Origin of the sequence: Paenibacillus rhizophilus (assembly GCF_003854965.1) — a bacterium.
In the GTDB taxonomy this organism is placed as follows: Bacteria; Bacillota; Bacilli; order Paenibacillales; family Paenibacillaceae; genus Paenibacillus_AQ; species Paenibacillus_AQ rhizophilus.
On the sequence record NZ_RQPI01000003.1, the window covers coordinates 38,140 to 57,025 of the forward strand.

General features: G+C 51.5%; 21 protein-coding genes and 1 riboswitch. Of the genes, 10 read left to right on the top strand and 11 right to left on the bottom strand.

Annotated features, from left to right (window positions below):
- Positions 1-3: 3 nt before the first annotated feature.
- From EH198_RS07385 to EH198_RS07405, 5 genes are read left to right on the top strand one after another with little or no spacing between them, the layout of a single operon-like run.
- A complete protein-coding gene (locus EH198_RS07385; protein WP_148091489.1) occupies positions 4-951 on the top strand; it encodes a carbohydrate ABC transporter permease in 948 nt (315 codons plus the stop codon).
- Between the two features lie 3 nt (positions 952-954).
- Positions 955-1,788 carry a carbohydrate ABC transporter permease gene (locus EH198_RS07390; RefSeq protein ID WP_124694914.1) on the top strand — a complete coding sequence of 278 codons (834 nt, stop codon included), beginning with the start codon at positions 955-957 and terminating at the stop codon, positions 1,786-1,788.
- Between the two features lie 47 nt (positions 1,789-1,835).
- Positions 1,836-2,192, top strand: a complete 357-nt coding sequence (locus tag EH198_RS07395; RefSeq protein WP_124694915.1) for a cupin domain-containing protein — start codon at positions 1,836-1,838, stop codon at positions 2,190-2,192.
- A 53-nt stretch (positions 2,193-2,245) separates the two neighbouring features.
- Positions 2,246-3,328 carry a Gfo/Idh/MocA family protein gene (locus EH198_RS07400; RefSeq protein WP_124694916.1) on the top strand — a complete coding sequence of 361 codons (1,083 nt, stop codon included), beginning with the start codon at positions 2,246-2,248 and terminating at the stop codon, positions 3,326-3,328.
- Positions 3,329-3,359: 31 nt separating this feature from the next.
- A complete protein-coding gene (locus EH198_RS07405) occupies positions 3,360-4,259 on the top strand; it encodes a sugar phosphate isomerase/epimerase family protein (protein ID WP_124694917.1) in 900 nt (299 codons plus the stop codon).
- Between the two features lie 144 nt (positions 4,260-4,403).
- Here the strand turns inward: EH198_RS07405 and EH198_RS07410 are convergent, their stop codons facing one another.
- From EH198_RS07410 to EH198_RS07430, 5 genes are all read right to left on the bottom strand, one after another.
- Positions 4,404-4,751: a hypothetical protein gene (locus EH198_RS07410; RefSeq protein WP_124694918.1), complete on the bottom strand. Its 348-nt coding sequence runs from the start codon at positions 4,749-4,751 to the stop codon at positions 4,404-4,406.
- Positions 4,744-5,133 carry a hypothetical protein gene (locus tag EH198_RS07415; RefSeq protein ID WP_124694919.1) on the bottom strand — a complete coding sequence of 130 codons (390 nt, stop codon included), beginning with the start codon at positions 5,131-5,133 and terminating at the stop codon, positions 4,744-4,746. The genes EH198_RS07410 and EH198_RS07415 overlap by 8 nt, the downstream gene beginning before the upstream one ends.
- Before the next feature lie 136 nt (positions 5,134-5,269).
- Positions 5,270-5,950: an ABC transporter ATP-binding protein gene (locus EH198_RS07420; protein WP_124694920.1), complete on the bottom strand. Its 681-nt coding sequence runs from the start codon at positions 5,948-5,950 to the stop codon at positions 5,270-5,272.
- A complete protein-coding gene (locus tag EH198_RS07425; RefSeq protein ID WP_246014140.1) occupies positions 5,947-7,512 on the bottom strand; it encodes an ABC transporter permease in 1,566 nt (521 codons plus the stop codon). Before EH198_RS07425 ends, EH198_RS07420 begins: the two co-directional genes overlap by 4 nt.
- An 87-nt stretch (positions 7,513-7,599) precedes the next feature.
- Complete coding sequence (locus EH198_RS07430) at positions 7,600-8,691, bottom strand: Fe(3+) ABC transporter substrate-binding protein (RefSeq protein WP_124694922.1); 1,092 nt, start codon at positions 8,689-8,691, stop codon at positions 7,600-7,602.
- 316 nt (positions 8,692-9,007) lie between these two features.
- Positions 9,008-9,098, top strand: a riboswitch (cyclic di-AMP (ydaO/yuaA leader).
- Positions 9,099-9,100: 2 nt separating this feature from the next.
- On the opposite strand from EH198_RS07430, the gene EH198_RS07435 reads away from it, so the two are divergent.
- Positions 9,101-9,571, top strand: a complete 471-nt coding sequence (locus EH198_RS07435; RefSeq protein WP_124695213.1) for a C40 family peptidase — start codon at positions 9,101-9,103, stop codon at positions 9,569-9,571.
- A 96-nt stretch (positions 9,572-9,667) separates the two neighbouring features.
- Here the strand turns inward: EH198_RS07435 and EH198_RS07440 are convergent, their stop codons facing one another.
- Entirely contained in the window at positions 9,668-10,606 is a 939-nt protein-coding gene (locus EH198_RS07440) for a helix-turn-helix transcriptional regulator (RefSeq protein ID WP_124694923.1), read from the bottom strand.
- 138 nt (positions 10,607-10,744) lie between these two features.
- Here EH198_RS07440 and EH198_RS07445 point away from each other — a divergent pair, with 138 nt between their 5' ends.
- Positions 10,745-11,602 (top strand): sulfite exporter TauE/SafE family protein, encoded by an 858-nt coding sequence (locus EH198_RS07445; RefSeq protein WP_124694924.1) that lies wholly within the window; start codon positions 10,745-10,747, stop codon positions 11,600-11,602.
- On the opposite strand, the gene EH198_RS07450 is transcribed toward EH198_RS07445, so the two are convergent.
- From EH198_RS07450 to EH198_RS07460, 3 genes are all read right to left on the bottom strand, one after another.
- The gene (locus EH198_RS07450; protein WP_185702791.1) at positions 11,568-12,143 is read right to left on the bottom strand and encodes a guanylate kinase; all 576 of its coding nucleotides are present in this window, start codon (positions 12,141-12,143) and stop codon (positions 11,568-11,570) included. The two genes, EH198_RS07445 and EH198_RS07450, sit on opposite strands and share 35 nt — an antisense overlap.
- An 82-nt stretch (positions 12,144-12,225) precedes the next feature.
- Complete coding sequence (locus EH198_RS07455; protein WP_124694926.1) at positions 12,226-12,675, bottom strand: GNAT family N-acetyltransferase; 450 nt, start codon at positions 12,673-12,675, stop codon at positions 12,226-12,228.
- Positions 12,676-12,852: 177 nt separating this feature from the next.
- A complete protein-coding gene (locus EH198_RS07460) occupies positions 12,853-13,410 on the bottom strand; it encodes a GbsR/MarR family transcriptional regulator (RefSeq protein WP_124694927.1) in 558 nt (185 codons plus the stop codon).
- 252 nt (positions 13,411-13,662) lie between these two features.
- Between EH198_RS07460 and EH198_RS07465 the strand changes: the two genes are divergently transcribed.
- Genes EH198_RS07465 through EH198_RS07475 form a run of 3 tightly spaced genes read left to right on the top strand, consistent with a single transcriptional unit; the run spans position 13,663 to position 16,596 of the window.
- The gene (locus EH198_RS07465) at positions 13,663-14,859 is read left to right on the top strand and encodes a quaternary amine ABC transporter ATP-binding protein (protein WP_124694928.1); all 1,197 of its coding nucleotides are present in this window, start codon (positions 13,663-13,665) and stop codon (positions 14,857-14,859) included.
- A gap of 1 nt (position 14,860) precedes the next feature.
- On the top strand, positions 14,861-15,694 hold the full coding sequence (locus tag EH198_RS07470; RefSeq protein ID WP_124694929.1) for an ABC transporter permease: 834 nt from the start codon (positions 14,861-14,863) through the stop codon (positions 15,692-15,694).
- A 14-nt stretch (positions 15,695-15,708) separates the two neighbouring features.
- Positions 15,709-16,596, top strand: a complete 888-nt coding sequence (locus tag EH198_RS07475) for a glycine betaine ABC transporter substrate-binding protein (protein ID WP_124694930.1) — start codon at positions 15,709-15,711, stop codon at positions 16,594-16,596.
- 120 nt (positions 16,597-16,716) lie between these two features.
- Here the strand turns inward: EH198_RS07475 and EH198_RS07480 are convergent, their stop codons facing one another.
- Both EH198_RS07480 and EH198_RS07485 read right to left on the bottom strand, forming a co-directional pair.
- Positions 16,717-18,195, bottom strand: a complete 1,479-nt coding sequence (locus EH198_RS07480; RefSeq protein WP_185702792.1) for a DUF4179 domain-containing protein — start codon at positions 18,193-18,195, stop codon at positions 16,717-16,719.
- 21 nt (positions 18,196-18,216) lie between these two features.
- Positions 18,217-18,726 (bottom strand): RNA polymerase sigma factor, encoded by a 510-nt coding sequence (locus EH198_RS07485; RefSeq protein WP_124694932.1) that lies wholly within the window; start codon positions 18,724-18,726, stop codon positions 18,217-18,219.
- Between the last annotated feature and the right edge of the window lie 160 nt (positions 18,727-18,886).

Here is an 18,886-nt window from a genome sequence, read left to right on the forward strand (position 1 = left end):
GAAGTGAAGAATACCATGAATCCGCTGCCTGTTCAAAGTGCTGTTAATATAAGGCCCCATTTACAAGTCAGACACTGGAGCCGGAAAGCGAAACGTTTTGCGGTGGTGCTCTCCTTCTTGGCTCCCTCCTTACTTTTATACGGACTATTTATGCTCTACCCGATGTTCGATGCGGTCCGGCTTAGTTTATTCGATTGGGACGGAGCTTCCCCGACCATGTCTTTTATCGGCTTGGACAACTATATGAACTTATTGAAAGATGATGTATTCTTGCAATCTTTGTTCCATAACCTTGTATGGGTCGTCATCAGCCTCACCCTTGTGGTCATTCCTACACTCGTGCTTGCGGTCCTGATCAGCAAAGTAAAAAAAGGGAGATTGTTCTTTCGTGCCGGGTTCTACCTTCCTTCCGTCATTTCATTGGCTGTGGTGGGGGTGCTCTGGGCCAAGATTTACGATCCCCTGATGGGTCCGATCAACGTCACGTTACAGAAAGCGGGCCTCGGAACTCTGGCGCATAACTGGTTGGGAGAACAATGGACGGTGCTGCCTGCCTTGGTGATCGTCGGAACCTGGGCGTTTTACGGGTCTTTCCTGATCTTGTACCTGGCAGGGCTGCAGAACATTGATCCTTCCTTGTACGAGGCGGCCGAGATCGACGGGGCAGGACCGGTCTGTAAGTTTTTCAGCATTACCATCCCAAGCCTGCGTTACACCATGAATGTAGTCATAAGTATGGTTATCATATACGCCTTTAAAGGTTTTGCCCTCATCTGGATTATGACCCAAGGCGGACCGTTTTATAAAAGTGAAGTGGTCTCCACGTACATTTACAAATCAGCTTTTGGCATGAATAAAGTGAGCTACGCGACAGCAGGCGGCGTACTGTTGGCCGTTATTGTCATCACGCTGACCATCTTGTTCAATCAATGGCGGGAAAGGCGGGAATAGTGTATGAGACTGCTGAGTGCCGGAGGGAAATCACAGGTATTATTGCTGGTATTCTTGACGATTTCGCTTATGTTTATCATCATGCCAATCCTTTGGGTAGTTCTGGGAAGCTTCAAGACCACTTTCGAAATTGCCAATCATCCGTTTTCTCTTCCATCCTCCTGGAAATTCGATAACCTGAGAGAAGCGTGGGAGCTGGGGAATTTCAAAACCTATTTTATCAACAGCGCGTTTATCACCGGCATCGGAATGCTAATTGTAGTCCTTACTGCATGTCCGGCAGGATATGCCTTCGCGCAGATGTCATTCCCGGGAAATAAGCTTCTATTATATTTATTCATTTTTGGATGGTCGCTGCCGGTTCAAGCGATTATCATTCCGGTCTTCTTCCAATTGAAATCCTTGGGCCTCGTCAATACACTGACGGGCATCACCCTTGTCTCGGTCGGGATGGCGCTTCCCTTCTCGGTCTTTCTGATGCGCAACACGTTCAAGGACGTGCCGAAAGAGCTGCGTGAATCCGCCTATGTTGATGGAGCGGGAGAGTGGAGAGCTTTCCTGTACATCATGCTGCCGATGGCCAAGCCCGGCATTGTGGCATTAATGGTATTCACCTTTATGAATATTTGGAACGACTTTTTGCTGCCTTTGGTCCTTCTGATTTCCGAGGACAAGTATACGATTCCGCTCGGGCTGCTTTCTTTCCAGGGAAACAACGGCGCCAACTACGGACTTATTTTCGGCGGCACTCTGATCAGCATGATCCCCAGTATTATTGTTTACCTGATTTTTCAGCGGCAGTTTGTGGAAGGCATGTCGGCCGGGTCGAATAAATAATCAACCGAAGGACAAGCACATGAAATGGATAAAAGGAGAGAATGTACATGGCAACGATAACCGATTTGAACAAAGAACAGTTTCCTTTTCCGCAGAATTGGGGAGGAATCCAGTGGCTGTACGGACAGGAGATCGACCCCGAGGCGGAAATGACCTTCGGCATGGTGTATATCAACGCGGGAGAATGCAATCCAAGACATATCCATCCCAACTGCGAGGAAGTGATCTTTGTGCTTTCGGGTGAATGCGACCATACGCTCGGGGACGAGGTATTTCACCTGAAGCCGGGCATGCTGCTGCGTATTCCGCGGGGTGTGCCCCATAACGCGACAGTGACTAGCTGGGAGCCGTGCCGTATGATCATTGCTTACTCGGCGGGTGACCGTCAGACCATCGGCGAATAATCGCTTCACTTTATCAACTTCATATACAACATTGAACAGGAGGCCTGACCGTAATGAGCCCAATTAAATTCAACTATGAGTACGACCGCAAAATCAAGGCCGGCTTTATCGGGTGCGGCGCCCATGCGTTTCGCAACGTGTATCCTACGTTTGACTATGCCCCGGTTGATCTGGTGGCAGTCTGCGACTTGAATGCGGAACGTGCTGAAATCTTTCGCAAGCGATTTGGAGCGGAGAACATATACACCGACTACAAGGAAATGATCAAGCAGGAGAAACTGGATGCCGTCTTCGTCGTGCTTAACTTCGATAAAGAAGGACGTCCGATGTACCCCCGTATCGTTCCCGATTTGTTAGAGGCGGGACTGCCGGTGTGGATGGAAAAGCCTGCAGCTTATACCGCTGATGAAGTGGAACGGATGCTGGAAGTAGAGGAGCGATCCGGACAATTCGTACTGGTAGCCAACAAGCGTTACTTCTACCCGACGTTTGAAAAGGCCAAGCAAATCATTGGTCTGGAGGGGTTTGGCCAACCGGTTTCGATTAACGGCCGCTATCCGCTCACGCTCAGTCCCTACCAAGAGGATATAGCTACCCGAACGGGCTTGCATTGGTTCCAGGATATCTGCCATCCGATGTCGGGCATTCACTATCTCATGGGCGAAGTCAAAGAAATGTGCTTTATTGAGCATCAGCCCAGTGGAAACGTACAGGCCTTGCTGCAGTTCAAATCCGGCGGGATCGGAAATCTTCAGCTGGCCTCGACGCAAGCGCCGACCAGTCCGCTGGAGCGCTTCGAAGTGATCGGCAGCAATCAGAATGTGGTGATAGATAACGGTATGCGCCTGATTTATTATAAGGGGTCAAAAGGAAGCGGCGAATATGGCAAGGCGCCGGTGTATATCGGCGATGATCCGGCAGACGGGCCTGTATTATGGGAACCCGAGTTTTCGCTCGGCCAAGTGTATAACAAAAATCTCTTCCTGCAGGGAATGGTCCAAAGCGTCAGTTACTTTGCCAATGCCGTATTGGAAGGCAAAAAAATAGAACGCTCCACGCTGAGAGATTCGCTTCATCTTACCAAGATTTTCGACGCTTTCAAACAGCGTTCCGGCAAATGGATCACCATTGACTAAGACTACTACCTGAAGGGATGAGGAACACTTGATGAAATTTAGCGTGTTTACCGATATGCTGGGGTTTGAAACCTTTTCGGATGCTCTAAAGGCCGCGGCGGAGCTTGGCTTTTCCTCCATTGATTTGCGGGCGAAGCTGGATGGCGACACGATTGACACAATTTCGCTGGAGAAGGCAAAAGAGCTGAAAACACAGATCGATCAGCACGGCCTGCAAGTCAGCAGTGTCAGTTCATGGGCGGTTAACTCCTGCGCCTTTTCCGGACCTCCGAAGTATGACAGTCACGATGAAGGACATCATCGGCAGATGACGGAGGTGCTGGATCGGCTGTTTGATTTGGCCGACATCTTTGATGCGCCGCATGTACGCGTCTATTCTCTGCATCGCCCGGAAGGATTTGACCAGTGGACGGATGAGCAAAAAGAAGCGGAGTACCGCTATAATGCGTCCATTATGCGCCGGCACGCCGAACATGCGGAGCGGCGGGGGAAAATGCTGCTGGTGGAAAACGAGCCTCCTACCATGTCATGTAACGCAAAGGAGCTAGGCCTGTTAATTCGCTACGCGGACCATCCTGGGCTCAAAATTAACTGGGATATATTAAACGGCTGGCGCGCAGGGGAGTACCCGACGGAAGAAGCGTACGAGCATGTCAAAGAATACGTATGGCAGACCCATATCAAAGGGGCATACCGTAAGGCGGATTCGGCAACAGATGACAATCCGTTTGGCGAGTTCGGGAATTTTGCCATTCCCGGACAGGACGATTACGATCACAAACCGGTCATGTCGGCCATCGCCAAGCATGACCCGCAGGCCGTAATGACCATCGACCCCCATTATCCGTCGCTGGACGAAAAGGACAAGCTGGGGGAAGTGGAAGTCATGCGCCGGAGCAAGCGTTTTTTCGAATCCATTACGGCGGATTGATCGAATGAATGGAGCCAATATCAATAATAGTAGCTTGCCCCTCCGCTGTAGCGGAGGGGCATTTCGTATAAAAGGGATTGGTCGGAAGCCATATAAGTAAAAAAAGCCAACCCCACCCGACGTGGAATTTGGCTTCTATCTAATTTATACCATGTTGACCATCAAATCCCCGTGGGGGTCTGCAAAGCTAATGGAGAAACTCCTTTTATAGAAGGCCCTAACCACGTTATGCAAATGCCACCACCACTCGTCTTCTGGCTTATTGCTATTCTGAAAGTCATGAATGAGCTTCAGTTTATCGTAGAATCCCTTGGCGTTAGACAGGAGGATCAAATCATATCGATTCACCTCCAGCTTCTCTTCGTCGGTCAATTCTCGGAAATACGAATGGATCTTGCTCCGCAGCCGGAGCATCTCGACCATTTCAAAGGGGCTGGCATCCAAGTCTTTCACATCCATCCCATAATGGTCAATATCATTTTGCCTAGACATATCGGAGCACCTCCTTGATTGTTCCTAATAATTGATAGCCGTCTTCCGGGGCCAAATAGTCGGAGTAGGAATCCGGCGGAAATGCTGTCTCCATTACTCCATTCTCTCCAATGATAGCGATCCAATAACCCCCGTCACCGAACACATAATAGTCCTGATCAAAGCCCTGCAGGTGATACACATAGGCTTCATGCTCATCTGACGTACATAGATTTCGAATCAAGCTGTTATAGTTGTCCAACGTAAAGTCATCCGGAAGATGACCCTTACGTTTTCGCCGCTTCAAGTGATGCTGATCTGAACCTGGCTTCCATATGGGCTCATTCTGCTTCATCAAGGCTACAAGCTCCGCGGCCTTCTTCTTTTTATCAACCAAGTTCATAATAAGCGTCATCCTGTTAAGGGGAATAGATTATCTCCATTATATCATCGGAGAGAACTCACGCCTATTATGAATCCAAGAATGCCATGCGGCTCAACTACACTTTTTGGTGTTATCATATTATGCTGCCGCAACACTAAGCTTTGCAGGTCAGCACCCGTGCGGTTAAACCGGCCCCCGGCCCCAGATGAATCGACCGGTCGCTGATCGCCTCTACATCCTGCCGGTCATGGGTGACGAACAGGCAGGTCATCTGCGCTTTCTTCAAAATCGTCCGTAGTTCGGAACGGATCGCGTCCTTTAATCCCGCATCCAGGTTGCTGAAGGGCTCATCCATCAGCAGAACTTCCGGCTTCTGCGCCAGCGCCCGGGCCAGCGCGACCCTCTGCTGCTGTCCGCCGCTCAGCTCATGCGGATAACGATCCTTGAATTCGCCGAGCTGGACAAGCTCAAGCATATCTTCCAGCCGTTTGGCCCGTTCTTTGCGGGGGAGACGGTGCAGGGCGAACTCGATATTTTTGCGGACGGTCATATGAGGGAACAGGGCGTAATCCTGAAACACCATGCCGATACCCCGCCGCTCCGGCTGGATGTAGCAGCCTTCATTTACAACGGGAGCCCCGTTGATCCGAATCTCCCCGCCCGAAGGAATCTCCAGACCCGCGATCAGCCGCAGCAGCGTGCTTTTTCCGTTGCCGCTTGCGCCTACGATCCCAACGATATCCCCTTTTTCAATGGAACAGGAGAACCGGTCGATCACCGGGGACTTGCCCCGCTCATAAGAGAAGGATAGATTTCGGATGTCTACGATACTCATTGCTCCCACCTCCTGTCTAAATAATGAATGACATAAACCGAGATCAAGCTGATGCCAATAATAAGCAAAGAGGGAATGGCCGCCTCGAAAATCTGTTCATCGCTCGCATACCGGTAAGCTTTTGTAGCCAAAGTCTCGAAATTGAAGGGCCTGAGGATTAAAGCCAGCGGCAGCTCCTTGCAGATTTCCACAAAAGTCAGGAGGCATCCGCTCATCACCGCTCCCTTAATCAAAGGCAGATCCACCTTGAAAAAGGTTGCGGTCATTCCGTGCCCCAGCATTCGGGACGCTTCCGTATATTTCCGGCCCATTTTTTCAAAACCGACTTCCACGGCGTTATACCCGGTAGCCATAAACCGGATCACGTACCCCGCGATCAGCATCGCGAGAGTCAGACTGATCACCAGAGGCGTTCCCCCGAGCGTGAACTGATGATGGAAGGCCGCCCAGACTTTATCCAGCTTCAAAAAAACAACCAGCACACCGATGGCGATAATGGCCCCGGGCATCGAATATCCGGCGGTTATCGCCTTTGAGAGCACAAATGAAGCTGTGGAACGTGTCCGGTTGGACGCGGCGGCAATCAGCGAAAAAATCATGATGATCAAGGTGGAGACGACAGCCACGATCAAGGTTTGATAGATCAGCCGGAACAACCCTGCGTTCCACATGCTGTCAAACGTCCAGCCCGCCCATACGATTAATTGCATAAGCGGGAACAAAAAGGCCGCGCACCAGACGATCATGCAGAACAGGCCAGCAGCCCACCCGCGAATTCCCGTTAAGCGCCTCGGCACAAGCGGCCTCGACTTACTCGTCGTCGAGCTGTAAGCACGCCGTTTGCGCAGCAGCATTTCGACCAGGAACAAGCCGATGACAATCATCATGAGCCAGGCGGCAAGGCGCATCGCCGAATCGGCATCATACATCCCGAACCAGGTCTGGAAGATCGCCGTCGAGACGGTCTGTATGCCAAAATAGCTCGTGACCCCGTAATCGCTCAGCACCTCAAATATGACCAGGCTGACGCTTCCCGCAATAGCCGGCCGGGATAAAGGAAGCGTAATCCTCAGGAATATGGACAAGCCATTTCTTCCCAGCAGCCGGGCGTTCTCAATATAAGAAGCGCTCTGTTTTTCCAGAAACGATTTGGTAATCAGATATACATAAGGAAACAAAAACAAGGTGAATACCAGGACCGCGCCCCGCATGGAGGAGACGGTAACAAGCTCCTGATTGGGAACAATTCCGAACCGGTTCCGGAGCGTGGTCTGGACAACGCCGGTATAGCTGAACATCGTGCTGTATGTAAAAGCGGCGATGTATGGAGGAATGGCCAGAGGAAGAATCAGCGCCCATCTGAAGAACCGTTTTCCCGGAAAATCAAAGACCGCCGTAAGCCAGGCCAACGTCACCCCGAGCAATGTCGTTAGCACGGCAACCGTCAGCGTCAGCTGAATCGTCTGGGCGATATAATCTTTTACGAGATACTGCCTGATTTGAACCCAGTTGTTATTTGGGGGATCAAAGATCGAGAGCAGTACAAAAAGAATGGGCAGCATAATAACTGCCGCCCCTGCCAAGCTTACGATTCGCCAACCGCTAAGGCGTCTTTTTATGTGTACCTTAACTGTGTTTAAATGCATATGTTATTTCCAGCCTGTTTTATTGATGATTTCAATCGCTTTGGCATTGTGAACGCCCAGTGTGTTGAAATCGATTTGCTGCGTTTTAAATGTTCCCCAGGATTTGAGCAGCTCGGGCAGCTCGGCTTTGGCATTGACCGGGAACTCGTAGTTTTCATTGGTAACCATCGTCTGCGCTTCGGTGCCGGTCAGGAATTCAATCAGCTTGACGGCGTTATCCTTGTTCTTGCTGTACTTGGTTACGCCCGCGCCGCTGATATTTACATGCGTGCCTGTCGTTTCCTGATTCGGGAAGAAGACGCCGATGCTTTGTCCGACCTTCACTTCTTCCGGATCATCCGAATTGATCAGCAGGCCCACGTAGTACGTATTCATCAGCGCTACATCGCCTACACCGGCAACAATTGCCTTGGCCTGGTCACGGTCGTTTCCTTCCGGAGTGCGGGCCAGATTGGCTACCAATCCTTTGGACCATTCTTCCGCTTTCTCTTCGCCATTCAATTCAATGAAGGAGGACAGCAGGGACTGGTTGTACAAGCTGGAGGACGGACGGACAAGCACTTTACCTTTCCAGGCCGGGCTGGTGAGGTCCTCATAGGTAGAGAGCCGCTCCGGTTTTACACGATCCTTGGAGTAGACGATTACACGGGCGCGTGTGGAGAGTCCGATCCACTGATTCTCAGGATCGCGAAGCTCTTTTGGAACATTCTGGTCGATCGTTTCCGAAGTGGCCGGCTGAAGCAGTCCGGCCTGCTTGGCATTGTTCAACACGCCGCCGTCTACCGTAAGGAACAGATCGGCCTGTGTGCTTTCGCCTTCACGCTTCATGCGCTCAATCAGTTCCTCCGCCTTGCCGTCAATCACGTTTACTTTGATGCCGGTCTCTTCCGTGAATTTCTTATACAGCAGTGCGTCCACATCATAGCTGCGGGCGGAATAAATATTGACGACTTGCTCCACTGCCTGTGCGCTCGGCTTTGTCTTTTCTGTATTACCCGCACCGGCTTCACTCGCCTTATCCGCTCCGCATCCGGCCAACAGACCGGCAGCTATTACTCCCGTAAGCAGCGGAGCAAAGATTTTACGTTTCAACATTTCAAACATCCCCCTAAGATAATGATTATTATTCTCAATTAGCAACATGATAACTGCAGTGCTTTCTTTATGTCAATAAGATTGAATTTAAATATTTCAGGAATTTATAATAGTCATTTTAAATAAGCACATTTCCGCCATATTCTCGCCGTGTAATTCCACATCCTGGGATGTAGGGAGATGCGGTTACAACTTTGTTCTTTTTAACGAAAATAAAAGGTTGCCCGGACAGTGGTGTTTTCCTTATAAAAAACGGGGTGACATAAGGATTGACAGTCTTCTTTTTCCTATATTAAAGTGTAAATAGTTACAAAATATTAATGAATTGCCGAATTTCGCTGTTGAAAACGGGCGAACCTTTAACCGAACCCTCCAGCTAACTCCGTAGGCATTGAAAGGGAGAACGACACTGAAGAAAGTTATCCTGTCGCTGATCGCAGCCGCTGCTATATTTACTTCCGCCGCACCCAGTACATATGCAAGTGAAGTTAAGCTTGAGAGTGTCGTGAACCAAGTTTTAGGAACGCCTTACCTTTACGGGGGCACTACCGCCTCTGGTTTCGATTGTTCCGGATTTATCCTGTATGTGTTAAAGAAATTTAATGTTGATGATCTGCCGCGCACCTCCCAATCCCAGGCCAGGGTTGGAACTCCGGTATCGAAAGAAGATCTTCGCGTTGGCGATCTGGTGTTTTTTAATACATTTGGCAAGGGAGTTTCCCATGCGGGAATCTATATCGGCGATAATCAGTTCGCCCACTCTTCCAGCGTCAGGGGAGTAAGAGTAAGCAAGCTGTCGGATGCGTATTACAAGGACCGCTATGTTACTGCCCGCCGAGTAGTAGATGAGAAGAGTTACTCCAAGATGATAAGCGAATAGATGAAAAATAAAGGACAAGCCCTTGGTATTTCGCCGGGCTTGTCCTTTTAGCTTGTCTGAGAAATCCGTTCTTTTCCCAGCCCTTAATTCTCTAAGTCACACCTCTCCAACAATCTCACCGCAGTTTGAAATATCATATCCTCCGAGTCCGCTTACTTCATGTCTGAATTCAGGCGACCGCAGAGTCGCCAGGAGCGCCTGGAAATGCGGCTTGCCCATATCCTCTCTGTAAAAGACAAGATCGTAGCGTTCCTTCTTCAGCGGAATAAAGTCGACGTCGGATACCTGCTGCGCCGCTTTCTCCGTGCCGATCCCCACATCGGCGATTCCCCGCGCAACAGCGCTGGCCACAGCGATATGGCTCGGTTCCTCATGGGCGTATCCCTCAATGGAATGGGAGTCGACGTTCATACTGCGCAGCCATTCGTCCAGCATGATGCGGGTTCCCGAGCCTTTTTCCCGGTTGGCCAGGACGATTCCCGGTTCCAGCAGGCTCTCCCAGGAGCGCAGATTCTTTGGATTGCCGGGAGCGACATAAAATCCCTGATTGCGGAATACCAGATTAACGATTACGCTCCGGTGTCCGGGCAGCAGCCGGCGGACGTATGGAATATTGAATTCGTCTGTCTCCGCGTCCCATAAATGGGCGGCGGCGAGATTGGCGGTGCCCCGGTAAAGGGACAGCAGCCCGTCCAGACTGCCGACGTAGGAACGAAGGGAGCGGATGGCGGGGGTTCTTTTTTCCATATGCGTAGCCAGCACATCAAGTACAATGTCCTGGCCGCATATGATGAGTCCGTGGTTATCGATGATAAGCTTCTCCATGGAGACCGGCGGAGCTGCGGGCTGAGGCTTTTCGGCAGCATTGGAGGGGCGGGTGTAGGCTTCCAGGTCGGCGGGAGCGACCCGCAGCTTTTTGCCGATCCGGTAGGATGGAAGTTCGCCGCGTTTGATAAGGTCATACACGGTGCCTTTGGATATTTTCAGGATTTTGGATACCTCTTCGGGTGAATAGGAAAGCGTGTTGTCGGACATGCGGAACATCACCTCGTCAATATTCGTTCAAATCTTGCTCTTGTCAATGATTATAGGCTAGGATACACTTTTTTAAAATAGGATTTTGTTGCGTTTCGTGGTGTTTCGTACGGTTTTGTGGGAGGGGATAAAGGATTTATGAATGAAAAAGGTAAAAAATCACTGCTCGCCGTATTAACAGGAGCGCCAATCGGCTGTCTGGGGGGATTGATCGGACTCGGCGGAGCGGAATTCCGCCTTCCTGTGCTCGTGGGTCTGTTCAAGTATCCGACGCGTCAGGCGGTGGCGTTCAATTTGGCTGTCAGCCTGGTCACCCTGATCTCCTCGCTGATCATGCGTCTTCCCCAGGCTTCCCTTCCAGCGCTGACGGCTATTCTGCCCGTCATTGCCTCTTTTATCGCCGGCGGGATGATCGGCGCCTACACGGGGGCGAACTACTCCAAGCGCTTGTCAGAGCACACGCTCGAGAAAATCATTCTCATTCTGCTCGTTTCCATTGGCATCCTGCTGGTCGTCGAAGGCTTCTCCCCGGTGGTCTCCAGCGGAATACCGATGCTGCTGCCCGTTGCTGTACTCGTAGGAATCGCTTGCGGGATAGGAATCGGCATTGTAAGCAGCATGCTCGGGGTTGCCGGAGGGGAACTGATTATTCCGACTTTGCTGCTCGTTTACGGGGTGGATATCAAAATCGCGGGCACCGCCAGCGTCCTGATCAGTCTGCCGACGGTGGTGATCGGGATGATCAAGCATGCTTCCAATGGGGCGTATGCGGAGAAAAAAGAGTGGAGGGAACTGGTCGTTCCCATGGGAATTGGCTCGATTGTCGGTTCATTCGTTGGCGGCCTTTTGATCGGTTACATTTCTTCCAGCCTGCTCAAATTGGTTCTGGGATTCATATTGATCCTGTCCGCGATCAAAATGTTTACAAAAGCGCTCAAATCGGCGCGGGCAAGCAAGGCCGTCATTGCGCCCCCCGTCCGCGGAAGGAAGCTATAACTTCCCGTATCCGCTTCAGCGTATCCTCGAAATCTACGCCGTCGTTGTTCCAAATGACGGCGTCCGCAGGCTGCATATAGGCTTCGGTGAGCTCCTGCTCCCGCGCCTTTTGCAGCCTGCTTGCCGTTTCGGCATCGTCTCCGCCTCTTTCGGCCAGCCTTCTGGCGAGAGAAGGGAGGTTGGCGCCGATGTAAATGGCGGCGATGTGCTCCTTGTAGCGCTCTTTAAGCGCAAGCACACCGGCCAGATCCAGAATGATATTGGCATCCGCAGGGCCGGCTATAGCTTCCTCGATGCTGGAGCGCAGCGTGCCGTACCATTCTCCGTTATACTCGGTCCATTCGATCAGCTCGCCGCGCGCCATTTTCTCCTGAAAGCTCTCTTTGTCCAGGAACAGGTAATGCACGCCATCCTTTTCATGCGGCCTCGGCGGACGGGTCGTCGCCGTGATGATCCGGGGGAACCCGGGATTCGTCAGCTGGCGCTGAATCTCGCTTTTGCCGGAAGCGGACGGCCCGTACAGCACAATAATGCGTCCCAATGCCAACACTCCTATCAGAGAAATGGATGCGGAAAATCGGATTTGGGCCGGTTGCCCATCAAAGACGAAGGACTTGAACGGCTTATTCTTCCGGGGACAGAAGCATTTCGATATGCGGAATCCCGTCTTCCAGGTAGACGTCCGACACCGGCTCGAAGCCGAAGGAGGCATAGAACGTCTGAAGATAGGCCTGCGCATGGATTTTGACGCGGGTTTCCTGTAAATGCTCCCTAACAAAAGCAAGTCCCCTACCGAACAGCTCTCTGCCAAGGCCCGTTCCCCGGAGCTTCGGATCGACGATAAACCGGCCGACTGACGCTTCGGGATAAACCACGCCCGGGGGCAGAATTCGAAGGTAGGCGACAATCTCGCCGTGATCCTCAAGATACAGATGATGACAAGCCGGGTCCTTGCCGTCTGCCTCGGAATAGGGGCAGTTCTGTTCAACGACGAAAACGTTGGTCCGCGCTTTCAGTATGTTATAGATCTCCAGATTGGACAACTCATCAAATGCTTTCAAATGCCAGTTCAACAGTCCTCACCTCATAAGAATAAATAATGGAACGAAAGGTTTTTCACCAGTATAAGTCTTCCCGCGGCCAAAGGGGAATGGGAGTATGTGAAAAAGGAGCCTTTAACGAACCGGAAATTCGTTAAAGGCTCCTTTTCGATGAGACCGGAGAACATCGCTCGCGGAAGTAAAGGCTTCCTATTCTTCTTTCGGAATCAGTTCATATATTTTGCCGGTTTCCATAGCCTCGATCAGCTTCAGCAGCCACCGGTAGTATTTGATGGCTTCTTCAATTTTGTGTTCGTCGTTATGCAGCAGGGACTTCAGTTCCTCCTGCCCGCCATATTCCTCTTTCATCGCCCGAATCTCATTAAGCGACTTCGACAGGACGTTCATATTGCTCTCAACCGCTTTTCTCCATTTTATCGAAAAATAGTCGCTAAAGTTCTGATACCAGTCGGATGACACCTCGAACAGATCTTTGCGCGTTCCTTTGCCCCATACTTTATCGATCATTTTAAGATCAAGCAGCGTACGGACACCCGTGCTCATGGACGTCTTGCTCATGCCCATCGCTTTACTCAGCTCGTCGAGCGTAACCGGACCCTGATTGAAATACATGTATCCGTATAAATGGCCGATGGACAGGGTGACGCCGTATAAGTCCATATTTCTACCGATGGAATCAATGACGCGCTCCCGGACCTTGCTGATTCTTTCTATTTGTTCGGGCGCGAGTCCTTCTAAATCGTTCATGCTGTCCCTCCTGAAGGAAGCGTTATATATACAAAATTTCTCCTAGTTCATTGTAATCATATCCCCCGATGGAAGTAAAGAAAGGGTTTGGAACGTAATTTGGAGTAAAACGGAGTATTCTTTATGTAAAGTACGTAAAGTAAAAACTGTACGTTAAATTATTACGGTATATAGAGTTTGCTTCCCGTTTCGGTCGTCCGGTAGACTGTAACGAGTGAATTGACCCGGAAAATACGGGAGAAGGAGGCCGATATGCCGATACTGGAAGTCAAACAGCTGACTAAAATTTTCGGTCAGGATGCCCGCAGAGGGCTTTCGATGCTGCAGCAAGGCTGGTCCAAAGAAAAGATTGCCCGCGAAGCCAAGCTGACGGTCGGAGTGAACCAAGCCGAATTTCATATTAAAGAAGGAGAAATTTTCGTCATTATGGGCTTGTCGGGCAGCGGAAAATCTACGCTCGTCCGGCTGCTTAACCGTCTGATCGATCCTACGGCAGGACAGATTTTGTTCCGTGGACAGGATATTGTGAAGATGAATGCCGAGGAGCTTCGTCAGTTCCGCCGCAAAAATATCGGTATGGTGTTTCAGAAGTTCGGTCTGTTCCCGCACCGGACGGTGCTGGGCAACGCGGAATACGGACTTGAGGTGCAGGGCGTAGATAAAAAGAAGCGGCGGGAACTGGCGCTTAAGGCCCTGGAGCTGGTGGGCCTCGGCGGCTGGGAACAGCATCGGCCGGACCAGCTCAGCGGGGGAATGCAGCAGCGCGTGGGCCTTGCGCGCGGCCTGGCGAACGACCCGGATATTCTGCTGATGGACGAGGCGTTCAGCGCGCTTGATCCGCTGATCCGCAAGGATATGCAGCAGGAGCTTCTGGAGCTCCAGTCGCGGCTGAAGAAGACGATCGTCTTCATTACGCATGATCTGGACGAAGCGCTGCGGATCGGCGACCGGATTGCCTTGATGAAGGACGGCGTTATTGTGCAGATCGGGACGCCTGAGGAAATTCTCATCCAGCCTGCCAACAAATACGTGGAGCGGTTCGTGGAGGATGTGGACTTGTCCAAGGTGCTGACCGCGGCGCATGTCATGAAGCAGCCGGAGATGATCCGGCCCGAGCGCGGTCCGCGCGTCGCGCTGCAGCTGATGCGCGACAGCGGCGTATCCAGCCTGTACGTGGCGGATAAAGAGATGAAGCTTCTGGGCGTGATTACCGCAGACGACGCCTCGCTGGCGCTGAAAGAGCAAAAGTCGATTTCCGATGTGCTGAGGAAAGAGATTCCCATCGTGGGTCCGGATGCGCTGCTGAATGAATTGTTCGATCTGATGGCGGGCTCGCCGCTGCCGGTGGCCGTCGTGGATGAGCGGGAACGGTTGAAAGGAATCGTGATTAAAGGCGCCGTGCTGTCCGCGCTTGCGGGCAATGCGCTGCCGGAAGGAGGGGATATCTGAGATGAATATTCCAAAATTGCCGCTTGGCCGCCTGGTGGAGCAGATTGAGGAGTGGCTTACTCTTTACTTCGGCGCCGTTTTTGATTTGATTCATTCCGTAATCGGCGGAATGGTGGAAGGCATCAATGCCGGCCTTACCTTATTGCCCGCGATTGCCGTCATCCTGCTGATTTCGGCACTGGCATACTGGGTCGGAAAGTGGCGTCTTGCGCTGTTTGCGCTGATCGGTCTTTTGCTGATCGATAACCTTGGATTGTGGGCACCTTCGATGCAGTCGCTGGCCCTTGTGCTGACGGCTTCGGTGCTGGCGGTGCTGATCGGCGTGCCGATCGGCATTCTGTGCGCGCAGAGCGTTACCGCGCGGAATGTGGCAACACCGATTCTGGACTTTATGCAGACGATGCCGGCATTCGTCTATCTGCTTCCGGCGGTTTCCTTTTTCTCGCTGGGCGTCGTTCCGGGCGTAATTGCATCTATTATATTCGCCATTCCGCCGACGATCCGCCTGACGAGCCTGGGCATCCGCCAGGTCTCGCCGGAACTGGTCGAAGCCGCCGACGCATTCGGCTCGACCCCAAGGCAGAAGCTGTTCAAGCTGCAGCTTCCGCTTGCCCTGCCGACCATTATGGCCGGCATTAACCAGACGATCATGCTGTCTCTGTCAATGGTCGTCATTTCATCCATGATCGGCGCGCAGGGAGTCGGCGCCTATGTGTACCGCGCCGTATCGCAGGCCAAGACCGGCGCCGGCTTCGAGGCGGGAATTGCCATTGTCGTTATGGCGATTCTGCTGGATCGTCTGACGCAAAACGCGCTTAAAATCAAGCATAAGTAGGAGGAGTTTTATTAATGAAGAAAAGAAACAACCGGAGCTTTTTGTCAATCACCCTATTAACCGTCATGGCCGCAGCCATTATGCTGACAGGCTGTTCGTCTTCGGGCGGCGGCTCGAAAACGGTAAAGCTGGCCTACGTGGCCTGGGATTCGGAAATTGCCAGCACCTATGTAGTCAAGGAAGTGCTGGAATCGAAGCTGGGCAAGACGGTTGAAATGCTTCAAGTCGACGCCGGGCCGATGTTTGCGGGCATTGCGGACGGCAGCGCGGACGCAATGGTAGCAGCTTGGCTGCCGAGCACCCATGCTTCCTATATGGAGAAATACGGAAAAGATATAGAAGACCTTGGCGTCAACTTGAACGGAACAAAAATCGGGCTGACGGTTCCGGCTTATATGAACGTCAACTCCATCGAGGATCTGAAGGGCAGCGCGGCAGGCGATTCCCTGGACCACAAAATTATCGGCATCGAGCCGGGCGCCGGCATTATGTCGGCCACGGAAAAAGCGCTCGCCGAATACAATCTGAAGGACTACACGCTGGTGGAAAGCTCGTCGGCGGCCATGGCGCAGGAGCTGCAAAAAGCCTATGACGCCAATCAGCCGATCGTCGTTACCGGCTGGACGCCGCACTGGATGTTTGCGAACATGGATCTGAAGTATCTGGACGATCCCAAAGGCGTATACGGCGGTGACGAGCAGATCCATACGATGGCCCGCAAAGGCCTTAAAGACGACCAGCCCGATGTCTACCGGGTAATGGACCAGTTCCAGTGGACGCCGGAGGAGATGGCGAAGGTCATGGTTGCCATCCAGGGCGGTCAGAGTCCGGAGGAAGCGGCCAAGGCTTGGGTTGAAGCCAATCCGGACAAAGTGAATGAATGGACGAAGGGTATAGAGTAAGCTTGTCTGACGGGATGCCGGACGACAAGAGGGAAGGTTGTTAAATAGAAGGGGTGTCCCACAAGCCGTGAACCGGCTGCGGGGACACCCCTGTTTTTTGTGCGGATTATGATTTAGCCCCTAATTCTTCGAGTACAGCTCTACGGCCTGCGTGTCCCAAATCGGACTTATAAACTTCTCAATCGGTATGGTTAGAGGCTGCGGATAATTCTTGGCTTCCTCTCCAAAGTTATAAGGAATCTCGTGCACCGCTGTACCATCCATTGACTTAGAGACGCCGTAGCTGCTTGATGAGGTGGGATTAATCGCTTTTTTGTGCACTTTACCCTGCGCATCGGTGAAGCTGTCGGCCAGCCAGGTAATAGTGTTAAAATATTGGGCATTGTCAATCTTTTGCCGTAACAGAATTTCTCCCGTATCCGCATTGTTCTCCGACGTGGGCTCGACAAGTTCAAGACCGCTCCCCGGCGCTTCAATAATCTGTTTCTTGTTTAAATCGACGACAATTTTCATCTGATCCTTATCGACAGCCGAAATGCCGAAAGTTTTCAATGAGACGGAGTCTGGCTGGCTGTACTGGCTGTTCTTGAACACGAGCGTAGCCTTGGAATCGTCCGAGTAGACTTCGGAATTGTCAGATGTAATGATGCCGGGGTAATATAATTTTTCAGTAGTGTCCCCTTTTTTACTGATCAGAACAGGATTAATCAATTGGAAAATTCGTTTCTCGTTGCTCTTGTCATACTCCAAATCCACATAGGTGCTCAGCGGGGTATATAGCACTTGACGCACGTTGATTTTCTGTCCGTCCACGGTCAAGGTGCGATCAGCCGTTAACGTATGCTGCTGGTCTTTTAACATGTCGGGGTCAAGCTCGAACGCAATATCCAGATCAGTCCGGTACTTGCTTTTGCGGGAACCGCTGGAAGCGAGCGCCTCCTCTGAGGTCTCGGTAAGAGCAACATGGAAGTTCACCTCCTTCGAATGAACCGATGGGGGAAGGTTGGTGGAGTATATAAAATCTACGGATTGGCCCGCCGGGATTCGGCTCTCGGGACCCAGCATCATTAATATTGCGCCCTTATGCGGAAACGGGTCCTTAAAGTCTCCAAATAGAAGCGAGGTATCCGCGTGTATTACTTCTTTGTCCGTATTATTCTGGACGCTGTACAGGACAAACACTTTTCGGCCATCCGTAACAGCGCCGGCCACATCGACACGGTAGCCTTTGCTTTCCGCGCTCTGGCGAACCGGCTTTACGAGATTCTGTTCCAGGGCGCTTGTAAGTGCAGGATCTAATCTGGAGCTCAAGCGGTACGCTTTGAAATCGTCCCAATTTTTAGTGCTGGCCGTTTGCACTGAATGTTCAGCAACTTCCTTTGCCGGTAATCCGATGGAAGAGAACGTAAGCAGAACTGCGGCCGCTGCGGCTACAACCACACCCGCTCCATATGAATAGATGCGCCGCTTCTCGCGCTTTTTCCCCTGCATGATTCCTTCTCGCATGGCGTTGTAGATTTTCATTTCCTGGAATGTTTCGGCGTGCCGGTTCACATCTTGGGCATTCTGGCGCAGAATGCGTTCTTCTTTGTTTATCATTTCCATTCGCCTCCCGTATGTCTACAGATACTTCCGAAGCTGTTTCAGTCCTTCGCGCAGCCAGGTTTTGATCGTGCCTTCGGGTTTTTTCAGCACCTTTGCAATTTGGGCCGTTGTCATGTCCTGGTAGTATTTTAGGATCACGGCATGCCGGTATCTCGGCTTCATCCGATTCATCGCCCGTTCCAGGTCGATCCGTTCGTTGCTTTTCATTTCCTGCACCGCTTCCTCCACCAGCTTCTCCGCTGGAAACATGCGCTTTTTGCGCCGGAGTTCATCCATGCAGCAGTTGATGGTAATCCGGATTAGCCAGGGCGTAAAGGCCTGCTCGTCCTTGAGCTTTTTGCGCTTCATCCATGCCCGGCATGACGCTTCCTGCACCACTTCCAGCGCGTCCGTTTCTGTTCCCAGGTAGCTGAAAGCGATCGCGTACATTTTGCGGTGTTCGACGTACAGGCGCTCAAAAAAAGTTTCTTCATCCATCAGCGCAAAATCCGCCAACAGGGCCTCGTCCATTGTATTGTCCACCATTCACCACTCCCCCTCTTTCTTTATTAGTGTTGGTATTGGGAAGAAGTCATCTATTATTAGGTTCTTAAAGTAAGACGCAGTTGGCCGGAAAAACGATTGATTTTTTTATGCAGCCCTATTATTTTACAGTAGATTAACAAGTATGCTATGATGGAGTGAA

Excerpts from the sequence above, each read along its gene's own strand:
- EH198_RS07430 (WP_124694922.1), bottom strand. The coding sequence starts at position 8,691 with ATGTTGAAACGTAAAATCTTTGCTCCGCTGCTTACGGGAGTAATAGCT.
- EH198_RS07410 (WP_124694918.1), bottom strand. The coding sequence starts at position 4,751 with ATGTCTAGGCAAAATGATATTGACCATTATGGGATGGATGTGAAAGAC.
- EH198_RS07440 (WP_124694923.1), bottom strand. The coding sequence starts at position 10,606 with ATGTCCGACAACACGCTTTCCTATTCACCCGAAGAGGTATCCAAAATC.
- EH198_RS07420 (WP_124694920.1), bottom strand. The coding sequence starts at position 5,950 with ATGAGTATCGTAGACATCCGAAATCTATCCTTCTCTTATGAGCGGGGC.
- EH198_RS07405 (WP_124694917.1), top strand. The coding sequence starts at position 3,360 with ATGAAATTTAGCGTGTTTACCGATATGCTGGGGTTTGAAACCTTTTCG.
- EH198_RS07395 (WP_124694915.1), top strand. The coding sequence starts at position 1,836 with ATGGCAACGATAACCGATTTGAACAAAGAACAGTTTCCTTTTCCGCAG.
- EH198_RS07480 (WP_185702792.1), bottom strand. The coding sequence starts at position 18,195 with ATGATAAACAAAGAAGAACGCATTCTGCGCCAGAATGCCCAAGATGTG.
- EH198_RS07425 (WP_246014140.1), bottom strand. The coding sequence starts at position 7,512 with ATGCTGCCCATTCTTTTTGTACTGCTCTCGATCTTTGATCCCCCAAAT.
- EH198_RS07415 (WP_124694919.1), bottom strand. The coding sequence starts at position 5,133 with ATGAACTTGGTTGATAAAAAGAAGAAGGCCGCGGAGCTTGTAGCCTTG.
- EH198_RS07400 (WP_124694916.1), top strand. The coding sequence starts at position 2,246 with ATGAGCCCAATTAAATTCAACTATGAGTACGACCGCAAAATCAAGGCC.
- EH198_RS07445 (WP_124694924.1), top strand. The coding sequence starts at position 10,745 with ATGAATGAAAAAGGTAAAAAATCACTGCTCGCCGTATTAACAGGAGCG.
- EH198_RS07470 (WP_124694929.1), top strand. The coding sequence starts at position 14,861 with ATGAATATTCCAAAATTGCCGCTTGGCCGCCTGGTGGAGCAGATTGAG.
- EH198_RS07390 (WP_124694914.1), top strand. The coding sequence starts at position 955 with ATGAGACTGCTGAGTGCCGGAGGGAAATCACAGGTATTATTGCTGGTA.
- EH198_RS07485 (WP_124694932.1), bottom strand. The coding sequence starts at position 18,726 with ATGGTGGACAATACAATGGACGAGGCCCTGTTGGCGGATTTTGCGCTG.
- EH198_RS07465 (WP_124694928.1), top strand. The coding sequence starts at position 13,663 with ATGCCGATACTGGAAGTCAAACAGCTGACTAAAATTTTCGGTCAGGAT.
- EH198_RS07460 (WP_124694927.1), bottom strand. The coding sequence starts at position 13,410 with ATGAACGATTTAGAAGGACTCGCGCCCGAACAAATAGAAAGAATCAGC.
- EH198_RS07475 (WP_124694930.1), top strand. The coding sequence starts at position 15,709 with ATGAAGAAAAGAAACAACCGGAGCTTTTTGTCAATCACCCTATTAACC.